General features: G+C 67.8%; 9 protein-coding genes and 1 pseudogene. 6 read left to right on the top strand and 4 right to left on the bottom strand.

Features of this window, described 5'->3' with window-relative positions:
* Positions 1 to 98 precede the first annotated feature (98 nt).
* The 3 genes from ACFWPS_RS53380 to ACFWPS_RS53370 all read left to right on the top strand — a co-directional run bounded on the left by ACFWPS_RS53380 (position 99) and on the right by ACFWPS_RS53370 (position 3017).
* Positions 99 to 884, top strand: a complete 786-nt coding sequence (locus ACFWPS_RS53380; RefSeq protein ID WP_383721715.1) for a Crp/Fnr family transcriptional regulator — start codon at positions 99 to 101, stop codon at positions 882 to 884.
* The gene (locus ACFWPS_RS53375; RefSeq protein WP_351716152.1) at positions 881 to 2455 is read left to right on the top strand and encodes an FAD-binding oxidoreductase; all 1575 of its coding nucleotides are present in this window, start codon (positions 881 to 883) and stop codon (positions 2453 to 2455) included. Before ACFWPS_RS53380 ends, ACFWPS_RS53375 begins: the two co-directional genes overlap by 4 nt.
* A 196-nt stretch (positions 2456 to 2651) precedes the next feature.
* Positions 2652 to 3017 (top strand): nuclear transport factor 2 family protein, encoded by a 366-nt coding sequence (locus tag ACFWPS_RS53370; RefSeq protein ID WP_383721713.1) that lies wholly within the window; start codon positions 2652 to 2654, stop codon positions 3015 to 3017.
* Between the two features lie 97 nt (positions 3018 to 3114).
* Here ACFWPS_RS53370 and ACFWPS_RS53365 read toward each other — a convergent pair whose 3' ends face one another.
* The 4 genes from ACFWPS_RS53365 to ACFWPS_RS53350 all read right to left on the bottom strand — a co-directional run bounded on the left by ACFWPS_RS53365 (position 3115) and on the right by ACFWPS_RS53350 (position 5703).
* Positions 3115 to 3516 (bottom strand): nuclear transport factor 2 family protein, encoded by a 402-nt coding sequence (locus ACFWPS_RS53365; RefSeq protein ID WP_383721711.1) that lies wholly within the window; start codon positions 3514 to 3516, stop codon positions 3115 to 3117.
* A gap of 117 nt (positions 3517 to 3633) precedes the next feature.
* Positions 3634 to 4281 carry a response regulator gene (locus ACFWPS_RS53360; protein ID WP_383721709.1) on the bottom strand — a complete coding sequence of 216 codons (648 nt, stop codon included), beginning with the start codon at positions 4279 to 4281 and terminating at the stop codon, positions 3634 to 3636.
* Positions 4278 to 5492: a GAF domain-containing sensor histidine kinase gene (locus tag ACFWPS_RS53355; RefSeq protein WP_383721707.1), complete on the bottom strand. Its 1215-nt coding sequence runs from the start codon at positions 5490 to 5492 to the stop codon at positions 4278 to 4280. The genes ACFWPS_RS53360 and ACFWPS_RS53355 overlap by 4 nt, the downstream gene beginning before the upstream one ends.
* A gap of 64 nt (positions 5493 to 5556) precedes the next feature.
* Complete coding sequence (locus tag ACFWPS_RS53350; protein WP_383721717.1) at positions 5557 to 5703, bottom strand: hypothetical protein; 147 nt, start codon at positions 5701 to 5703, stop codon at positions 5557 to 5559.
* Here ACFWPS_RS53350 and ACFWPS_RS53345 point away from each other — a divergent pair.
* The 3 genes and pseudogenes from ACFWPS_RS53345 to ACFWPS_RS53335 all read left to right on the top strand — a co-directional run.
* Positions 5671 to 6945: an aldehyde dehydrogenase family protein gene (locus ACFWPS_RS53345; RefSeq protein ID WP_383721705.1), complete on the top strand. Its 1275-nt coding sequence runs from the start codon at positions 5671 to 5673 to the stop codon at positions 6943 to 6945. The genes ACFWPS_RS53350 and ACFWPS_RS53345 overlap by 33 nt on opposite strands.
* A 33-nt stretch (positions 6946 to 6978) precedes the next feature.
* Positions 6979 to 7746: a carboxymuconolactone decarboxylase family protein gene (locus tag ACFWPS_RS53340; protein ID WP_383721703.1), complete on the top strand. Its 768-nt coding sequence runs from the start codon at positions 6979 to 6981 to the stop codon at positions 7744 to 7746.
* 373 nt (positions 7747 to 8119) lie between these two features.
* Positions 8120 to 8838 (top strand): annotated as a pseudogene (locus ACFWPS_RS53335) (hypothetical protein); the annotation flags it as partial.

Raw genomic sequence — 8838 nt, 5'->3', positions numbered from 1 at the left:
ACGGAGCGCCGTCCACCGGGAGACGGCGACAAGTCATGTCGGCGACATCCACCCACAACGCGCGGAGCCGATACGCGATGGAGACGGTGCCCACGGGTGTGACCGGAGACGTCCGGCGCGCCTCTTTGCTCGACGAACTCCCTGAGCATGTCGTACGTGACTTCCTCACCAGGGCGCGTTGCGTCACGTTTCCCCCACGCGACACGGTCTTCCAGGCGGGTGACCCGACCCGCGTCCATCTCGTCCTCTCCGGCCGCGTGAAGATCTCACGGCGTGGCGAGTACGGTCGTGAGAACATCCTCGTCATCGCGGGCCCGGGTGAACTGCTGGGCAGCCTCGACCTCTTCGGCCGGCGACCGCAGCCGACGACGGCCGTCACGCTCGGCCCGGCGAGGATCGCGGAGCTCTCGACCGAGTCGATGCTCGAATGGCTCGCCGCCCATACAGGGGCGGCGATGCGCTTCATCCACCTCCTCGTCCGGCGGGCGCAGCGCCAGAACGACGCGCTGCACGACGTCTTCGGTCTGGACGTGGGAACCCGGCTCGCGCGCGCGATCCTGCGCGAGGCCCAGCGGTTCGGCCGCCGTACACCGGACGGCATTCGAGTGGATCTCGGGCTCAGCCAGGAAGAGCTCGCACTGCACGTGCGCGCCTCCCGGGAGAGCGTCAATCAGTCGCTCGCGGGCTTCGTCCGGCAGGGATGGGCCCGCCGTGACGGATGCGAGATCGTCATCCTCGACGAGAAGCAGCTCGCCCACCAGGCCAAGCACGAGCTTGACGCGTTCACAGCAGGTCGGTCCACGACCGACGACATCGAAAGGAGAGAGGCAGCCATGCACGATGTATCCGGTGGCCGACCGCGGGTGAGGGAGTCACGGACATGAGCGATCCGATCCCCTTCGAGCTTCCCGACGCCGTGCGAGACGAGTTCGTCGCGGTCGTCGGCCGTGACAACGCGCTCATCACCGACGAGGAACGTGACGAGTACCGCGACCCGTACTGGCCCGCGGAGGACCGGACGTACGACTCCAGTCTTGTCCTGTTCCCGACCTCGACCGAGCAGGTGCAGGACATCGTCCGCGTCGCGAACCGCCACGAGGTCCCGGTGTGGGCGTCCTCGCAGGGCCGCAACAACGGCTATGGCGGTCCCTCGGCGCGGGTGAAGGGCTCCGTGCTCATCAGCTTCCGCAAGATGGACCGCGTCCTTGAGGTCGACACCGAACTCGCCTACGCGGTCGTCGAGCCCGGTGCGCGGTGGTACGACCTCTACGACGTGCTGCATGAGCAGGGCGACGAGCTCCTCGTGTCCGTACCCGACATCGGCTGGGGCTCCGTCATCGGCAACTCGCTCGACAACGGTCAGACGTTCCTGCCGAACGGCTCCGACTTCAACACGTTGAACGGGTTGGAGGTCGTGCTCGCGGACGGGTCGCTCCTGCGCACCGGCTTTGGCGCGCAGGAGGGCAACCCCGCCTGGCACCTCTACAAGCGGGGGCTCGGGCCCGTGGTCGACCCGTTGTTCGCGCAGTCGAACTTCGGCATCGTCACGAAGGCGGGGGTGTGGCTGCAGCGCCGGCCGAAGGCGTACGCGCCGTTGTACCTCTCCGTCCCGCGCTACCACCAGCTCGCGCAGATGGTCGACGTCATACGCGAACTGCGGCTGGACGGAATCCTGCACGGCATCCCCTACATCCTCGACCTGCTGACGGTGGGCGAGGCGCACTTCCCCGAGTTCAAGGGCAAGATCCCGCCGCCGGGCACCCCGGCGATGCGGGAGGAGCAGCTCGACGCGATCGCCGACGAGACCGGGCTCGGCCGCTGGGGCGTGCGCACGGCCCTGTGGGGCGACCCCGACGTGATCGACGTGCACGAGCGTCGGCTCCGCGAGGCGTGGAGCGCGATCGAGGGCGGCGAGGTGCGTCGACTCGCGACGTACACGGCGGAGAACTGGCACGAGATCAAGGACGCCGGGCTCATCGACCGCATCTCCGGCGGCGTGCCCAGCAGCGACATCCTCGACAGCCTTCCCGACTTCGTGGGGCATATCGGGTTCTCGCCCGTCGTGCCGCTGCGCGGTGAGGAGGTCGCGAAGGTCGTCCAGCAGATCAAGGACAAGGTCGTCGAGCGCACGGGCGTCAACTTCTCGGCGCAGGTGTTCGTGACCAACGAGCGCTCCGCGATCGTCGTGTCGGCGATGTTCTTCAACCGGCACGACTCCGGCCACCTACGGGGGACGATCGAGACCGCGAAGGAGCTGCTCGTTCAGCTCGGGCAGCAGGGCTACGCCGAGTACCGGTCGCACCTCGACTTCTCGGACCTCGCGCAGGACCAGCTCGCCTTCGGCGATCACGCCTACCGGCGCTTCGCGGAGACGATCAAGGACGCCGTCGACCCGAAGGGCATCCTGTCCCCGGGCCGGCACGGCATCTGGCCCGCGCGGTACCGCGACCGGTGACATGCACGGCGTGTGCCCGCGCCCACCCTGCTCAGCCTTGCGCCGTCGAAGACGTTCGTTGAATGAACATGGCCGTTGCGGCATGTCCGGCTGGGGCGCAGTCTTCGGCTGTCGAGCTTGTCGCCGGGCTTCGGGATCGTTGCCCACTCATGGAAATGTGCAATGTTGACCGGGTGTCTCACCAGGAGGCCGACGAATGACCGTCCCGACGAGCCGTGAGGTGCTTGAAGGTTTCCTCTCGGCCCTTCAGGCTCATGGCGCGCGCCAGGCTTTCGAGCGGTATGCCGTCGAAGACTATATTCAGCACAATCCCAAAGCCGGGAAAGGCCGGGAAGGTGCCATCGCATATCTGGAGGGCGAGGCGGCGAACGGCGGCCGGGCCACGGTCAAGCGGATCATCAGTGATGGGGAGATGGTTGCCCTTCACTTGCACATGGAATTCGCGGACGGAAGCCCCGATCTGGCGATCGTCGATATATGGCGCGTTGAGAACGGAAAGCTCGTGGAACATTGGGACGTCGCCCAGGAGATCTCGAAGGAAAGCGTCTCCGTAATGTTTTGAGGATTGCTTCGACGTAGTTTTTCGAGGATCGCGTCAGCCGTCAGGCGGAAATCGCCTGACGGCTGACGCATGGGGTGCTATGGAGCGCTATGGGGGACTAGAGCCCATAGATCGATGGTGTGTCCGGATTCGGGCGGAACGCGTCCCAGTGCTCCTGCAGCAGGCCGTCTCTCACCCGGAAGAGATCGAAGAGCACTCCGTCGGTGCGGATCTCGTGTCGCAGGACGAGGTCGCGCTCGGCGACCAGATTGACCGTCACCGTCTTCGCGGGGTCGAGTCGTTCCGCGGGCGGGAGGGACAGGATGTGAGTGAAGAACTCCCTCAGCCCCTCACGTCCCTGGGCGAGGTTCGGGTTGTGCTGGACGTAGTCCTCGGCGACGAATTCGTCGAGGCGGGTGAGTCCTTCGGCCGGCCCGTAGATGATCTCGAACAAGCCTTCCACGGCGCGTTTGCCGCGCTCCATGTCATGGGCGATCGCCGCCCCCTCATGCGTGTCCATCCTGGGCGACTCCCTGGTCCGTGTGACAGCTACGGGAAGAATCTGCCTCGCGACAGGCCTGCTCATCCAGCCGGTGTTGGAAACGCCACAGGGGCTTCCGGTCGGCCTGCGGAGTGCTCAGACCCTTTCCGTACTGGGGGCTACAAGCCCGAGTTCGTACGCGCGGACCACTGCCTCCAGCCGGGAGGAAGCGTCCAGCTTCTGGAGGAGGTCGGTCACGTATCCCTTCACGGTCGTCTCGGAGAGGCAGAGCTCTTGCGCGACCCTCCGGTTCGAGCAGCCGTGCGCCAGGAGCCCGAGCACCGACTGTTCCCGATCCGTGAGCCGTACCGTTCCTCTGGCCTGGCGCCTGGCGAACTCCGGGGCAAGCTGCCTGGCGATCCGCGGGTCGAGCACGAACTGACCCGCCAGAAGCGCCCGAAGGGCAGCGCCGATATTGACTTCCGAAGTGTCCTTCAACAGGCACCCGTTCGCGCCCGCGACGACGCACGCACGTAGGACCTCGGCGTCGTCGAAGGCGGTGAACATGACGATGACGACGTTCGGAAGCGACTCGCGCAGTTCACGACACAGCTCCTCCGGCGGCATGGACTCGGGCATCCGCGCGTCCAGAAGGATCATCTCCGGACACTGGTCGTGAGCGTGGGCGAGAGCCGTCGTCGCGTCGTCGGCTTCGAAGATCTCGCATTCCCCGAGGTTGGAGGTGATCACTGCGCGCAGTCCGCGGCGTGCCACCGGGTGGTCGTCGACTACGAGGACTTTCATCGAACCGCCGAATCGTTGTACGGAATGTCGAGTCGCAGTACGGCCGGGCCGGTCGGGACCGCCGTGAGCCGCAGTGAACCTCCCAGTCGCTCCGCTCGCGTGCGCAGTGTGCGGATACCGGTCCCGGTCCCGGTCGCCGGCGGATTACCGGGCGACTCCAGCGGCCCGTCGACGGCCAGTGCCTCGACCGTGAGCGAGAGTCTTCCCTCGGCACACACGATCTCGACTTCGATGAGACCCGCGTGACTGTGCTTCACGGCGTTGCGCGTTCCTTCGACCGCCGTGTCGATCACCAGCCGGGCGATGTGGTCCGGCACGCGTGTGAAGGTACCGTGCCGCACAACGCGCACGGCGCAACCGGTGATGGTCTCCAACAGGCGGAGCTCACCGTCCAGTTGGACATCGATTGCGAGGTTCTCAGGATCACGGTGGAGTGTGAGGAGTGTCTCGCGCAGCTCTCGGCGTGCCTCGGCCGCCGTCGCCTCGATCTCCTCGATCGCGTCGATGAGGCTGCTCGGATCGCCCTGGGCGCGAGATGCCTGGGCGACCGCGCCGATCGTGAAGAGCCGTTGTGCCACCGAATCGTGGAGCCGGCCGGCGAGACGCTCCCGCTCGCGCAACCGGGCGAGTTCGAGTTCCAGCTCGCGCGCCCGAATCTGCTCGAACCCCACCGACGCGTACGCGCCGAGCTGTTCGAGGACCGCGACCGCACGGTCGCCGAGGACTCCTTCGAGGTGCGCACCGGCATACAGCAGTGCCTCGACACCCGCAGGACCCAGCACAGGGACACAGGCGACCGCCCGCAGCCCCTCGCCCCGCGCCACGATCTCGACGAAGTCGCGACTGATGTGTGCGTCCGACGCGTAGTCCGCGACGATCATAGGGTGTCCCCGCGCCAGGACTTCGCCCCCGAGCCCGGTGTGCGGGCGAACGACGATGCTGCTCCATCGCGGGTCGTGAATACCCTTCGCCGAAGCGATCGGGAATTCCGTGGTGCGGGAACCGATCGCCCCGAAGGCGACGTCAGATCCCAACGCGTCTTGCGCAACGTCAACGGCGGCCCGAATAACAGCCGCCGGTGTGCGCTGCAATGCGATGGCTTTGACTGGCGCGTGACCGTTCATGACGTACCGCTCTTCTACGGCGACAATGCCGAATGACAGCAACGTAACAGTGACAGCAACGTAACACAGCACGTACCGGTTGACCATCGCCAAAAGCGTGCGCTGGTTGATCAGAGGTAGGATTCAGTCCGCACTTTCGGAACTCGCTGTCTCATCGCTGCTTTTCGGCCTCCTGTTCATCCAGTTCGGCGTTGAGCGCCGCGGGCACGGGCTCACCGGAGGTGACGCCGGCTTCGCCGAATGCGCCTTCCTTGAGTGGCGCGCGATGTCCCCGGACCGGCGTCGGCGCATCCTCCAACGAGTGGAGGAGCTGATGCTGGAGCGCGTCCCCGACCTCGGCCGCCTCAACACCCTCGAACTCGGCGTCCCCTTCCGTACGTCGGCGGCGCTGGCCCACCTGTCCGCGGGCTGGTTCGGCTACTACGCCGGATGGGCCGACAAGATCGAGGGCGCCACCATCCCGCCCAGCCCGCGCATGGTGCCGGGCCTCGACTACACCGTCCCCGAGCCGTACGGCGTCATCGGGATCATCCTGACCTGGAACGGTCCGATCATGTCGGTCGGCATGAAGATCGCCCCCGCGCTCGCCGCCGGCAACTGCGTCGTCGTCAAGTCACCCGACCTGGCCCCCTTCACCGTGGCCCGGTTCGCCGAGATCGCCCTGGAGGCCGGGCTGCCCCCGGGCGTGCTGCACGTCCTGCCCGGCGGACCGTCGGCCGGCGAGCGGCTGGTACGCCACCCCGACGTCGCGAAGATCTCCTTCACCGGCGGCATCCCGACCGCGAAGAAGATCCTCGACGCGGCACGGCACACCCTCAAGCCGATCCTGCTCGAACTCGGCGGCAAAACAGCCGACATCGTCTTCCCCGACGCAGGCCTCGACGAGGCCGTGGCCGAGACCGTCCGCTCCTGCTACAGCCTCTCCGGCCAGGGCTGCAACCTCACCACCCGGATGCTGGTCCACCGCGAGGTGTACGACCAGGTGGTCACCGCCACCGCTGCGGCAGCCGCCACCCTGCGAGTCGGAGACCCCTTCGACCAGACGACCGCCCTCGGCCCGGTCATCGGCAAGGCGGCCCACGAACGCATCCTCGGCGTGATCGAACGCGCCGCCAAGGACTGCCGTGTCGTCGCCGGCGGCCACTCCACCGACCCGTCCACGCTGCCCCCGGACAACCGCGACGGCTACTTCATCGACCCGACGGTCCTCGCCGACGTCGACCCGCACAGCGAGGTCGGCCAGCACGAGGTCTTCGGCCCCGTGCTGTCCCTGATCCCCTTCGAGACCGAGGACGAGGCGGTCGAACTGGCCAACTCCACCCCCTACGGCCTCGGCACCGTCGTACACACCCACGACGTGTCCCGCGTCCAGCGCATCGTCCCGCACCTCCAGTCGGGCACCGTGCTCGTCAACGGCGCTTCGGGCCAGCCGCCCGGCGCCCCCTTCGGCGGCTACAAGCAGAGCGGCTACGGGCGTGAAGGAGGCAAGGAGGGCCTCTACGAGTTCCTCCAGACCAAGAACGTCTTCATCCGCGCGTAAGCAGGCGCCCCAACCCCCGCCCCAGGAGGCCTCATGGACGACACCCAGGCGGTCCACACCCTGGCAGAGGTCCTGCCCGCCCATGAACCACCCTCGATTGCCACCCCGTTCGGCCGCGCCGCACGCGACTTCCTCTACGGCGAGGTCTGGTCACGCCCCGGCCTGAGCCGACGCGACCGCCGCTGGGTCACGCTCACGTGCGTGGCCGCCGCCGACTCCCCGCAGCCCATCGAGGACCACGTCCACGCGGCGCTTGTGAGCGGCGACATCGGCCTTGAGGCCATGCTGGAGTTCGTCCTGCACTTCGCGGTGTACTGCGGGTGGCCCAAGGCGTCCCACGTGGAGGGGGCCATCGCCCGGCAGTGGGACCGCATCCACCGCGAACGCGGTGAACAGACCCCGCCCTGGCCGCAGTTGAGCAACGACACCCTCGGCCCCGCCACCTGGGACGAACGGCTCGAACGCGGTGTGAAGGAGTTCATCGACGTCAACCTCACGCCCGCACCGCCCATGAACTCGCCGTACCGGCACGCCGGCATTCTCAACTTCGTGTTCGGGCACGTCTGGCAGCGCCCCGGGCTGATCCGGCGCGAGCGCCGGATCATCACGGTCGCCAGCGTCGCCCTCGACGACTCGCCCGTCCCACTGCAGACGCACGTCCGGGCCGCGCTCCACTCCGGAGATCTCACCAAAGAGGAGATGGACGAGATCGTGCTGCAGTTCGCCGCGTACTACGGCTTCGCCAAGGGGGAGGCCCTCGCGGACGCGGTGGAGACGGCGTGGGCGTCCAAGGCCGACTGACCGGCGTCCTGCGGCACGACGAGGTCCGGGCTCGCCCGGAACCCGCGCGGCCCCGAGCGGAACACGGCCCCTCCCGGGGGCGGCCCACTCCACCCTGTGGTTCGACGAGGCCCACGCTCTGACCGGCTTCCGCGCCTGGCGGGAGGCCTTGGCCGGGTGTGCCCACCCATGGGGTCGTGATGAGTCGTCGCTTCAGACCATTGTGTTTCGGCCGCGTCTGTCCATAAGCTTTCCGCATGGAAGGTATTGAAACGTTTCAATACCTTGCGGGGGAGGGACACCCCTGTTCCAGCGCGGTGCGCTTACGAAGGGAATCTGAGCCGTGGCCGAGGAGAACAGAAGTGCGTTGAGCCGCCGACACATGCTCGGCATCATGACGGCTGCGGCCGCGGCGGCAGGGTCCGCGCTCCCGCTCGCCGCCGCGCCGAACGCGATGGCGGCGGGCGCGACGGCAGCGGGCGGGCGCGGTTCCGCACCGGCGGACCTGCAGGTCGACTCGCGGGTCGCGCCCCTGGGTACGGAGACCGCACCGGCGTTCAGCTGGGTGCCTCCGGTGGCCAGACAGACGGCGTACGAGATCCAGGTCGGCACCAGACCGGGCAAGGCCGACATCTGGCACAGCGGCAAGATGGCGGGCTCGAACAGCACCGAGGTGGCTTACGCGGGCGGGCCGCTGCACTCGGAGCGGGTGTACTCCTGGCGGGTGCGGACCTGGGACGAGAAGGGCGCACCCGGCCCTTGGAGCGAGCCGGCGACGTGGGAGACCGGCCTGCTGAAGGGCGAGAAGGACTGGTCGGGCGCGCGGTGGATCGGCGGCCGAGTGGCGCAGGACCACGACTGGAAGGATCTGACCGCGACCGTCGTCTTCCGCGGCGGCCCCGACGCCGTCGGCGGGCTTGCCCTGCTGCTGCGCGCCGAACCCATCGGCAAGACCTGGGGCGAGGGCCTCAATTGGACCGTCCGGCAAAGCGGTGAGGACATGCAGCTGGTCATGAGGACTAGTGCTGGGTTCCTCAAACGGAGTACACGTATCGGCGGCGTAGGACGCGGGTTGATGGTGTGGGTCTTCCCCATACCCAGGGCCTGGCGCGG

Source organism: Streptomyces sp. NPDC058457 (assembly GCF_042720695.1).
In the GTDB taxonomy this organism is placed as follows: Bacteria; Actinomycetota; Actinomycetes; order Streptomycetales; family Streptomycetaceae; genus Streptomyces.
Note: the sequence above shows the minus strand (reverse complement) of the source record. Positions and strands in the feature narration are given on the sequence as shown.

Bases quoted from the DNA above. Each gene is read 5' to 3' on its own strand.
- ACFWPS_RS53360 (WP_383721709.1), bottom strand. From the start codon at position 4,281: ATGAAAGTCCTCGTAGTCGACGACCACCCGGTGGCACGCCGCGGACTG.
- ACFWPS_RS53355 (WP_383721707.1), bottom strand. From the start codon at position 5,492: ATGGTCAACCGGTACGTGCTGTGTTACGTTGCTGTCACTGTTACGTTG.
- ACFWPS_RS53340 (WP_383721703.1), top strand. From the start codon at position 6,979: ATGGACGACACCCAGGCGGTCCACACCCTGGCAGAGGTCCTGCCCGCC.
- ACFWPS_RS53370 (WP_383721713.1), top strand. From the start codon at position 2,652: ATGACCGTCCCGACGAGCCGTGAGGTGCTTGAAGGTTTCCTCTCGGCC.
- ACFWPS_RS53375 (WP_351716152.1), top strand. From the start codon at position 881: ATGAGCGATCCGATCCCCTTCGAGCTTCCCGACGCCGTGCGAGACGAG.
- ACFWPS_RS53365 (WP_383721711.1), bottom strand. From the start codon at position 3,516: ATGGACACGCATGAGGGGGCGGCGATCGCCCATGACATGGAGCGCGGC.
- ACFWPS_RS53345 (WP_383721705.1), top strand. From the start codon at position 5,671: ATGTCCCCGGACCGGCGTCGGCGCATCCTCCAACGAGTGGAGGAGCTG.